Annotated in this window: 1 protein-coding gene; it reads right to left on the minus strand. The window is 42.5% G+C overall.

From position 1 onward, the window contains the following. Positions 1-480: 480 nt before the first annotated feature. On the minus strand, positions 481-849 hold a 369-nt coding region (locus tag A3739_RS05120; RefSeq protein WP_156502370.1), incomplete at its 5' end, for a DUF1329 domain-containing protein.

Genomic DNA, 849 nt, shown 5'->3' on the forward strand with positions numbered 1-849 from the left:
CATATCGCAAACTTAAAAGCTCAGCACGAAAACTAAGGATTAAGAGCAAACCGATAAGGCCTTGCAAAAATTAGTTAAGAAATAGACCTAGCCTTCGCTGGGTCTTTTCATATCAGCACCAAGTAATTCAACCATCAATCCCATTTTAATACATACAATGTGAGTCTATTAACAATGTATCTTATCGAGCTCACGCCCCCCTAGATAGCAGAGATCACATGAATGATCTTGCCCAGCACCACCGTCACGAAACAAAGGTTTGAGCCAAATAGAGCTGTCTAAAACGATCAGCTACAGACAAATGATCGGGACGTATGAATGCTTGAAGTAAGACAAAGAGCCCAAGCATAGAAGAGACAAGTAAAGTATCGCCGAGTTATCCGATAGGAAAGAAAGAAACTGACATGCTTATAACTTTCATTCGCGTATAAAAAAACCGGATCGCCAAAACGATCCGGTTTTTTTATCTTTGGCTACGTGTTAACGACGCGCTGAGCGACGCAATGCAGCAGGTGTAAAGTCTTTGCTTGCAAAGGTCTTGTCGAAGTTATAGCGGCTTGGCTCCTCGTTGACCATACCATTCGCTATGTAACGACCAGATAATAAGTCGTGTACAGACTCAATAGTAGTGAGCGTAATGCTGCGATCATAGAAAGGCTTACTATGCGCTTCGGCATGACGCCATAAGTCGCCACGACCATCATAATGATCAGCAACAGCAATACCCCAAGTATCTTCATTTATGTAAAAAGTACGCTTGGAGTAGATATGACGCTCACCTTCTTTCAAGGTACCTTCAACAACCCAAACACGAGCTAATTCATAACGCGCATAATCGCTATTGAGGTG

The organism is Oleiphilus sp. HI0067 (assembly GCF_001635735.1).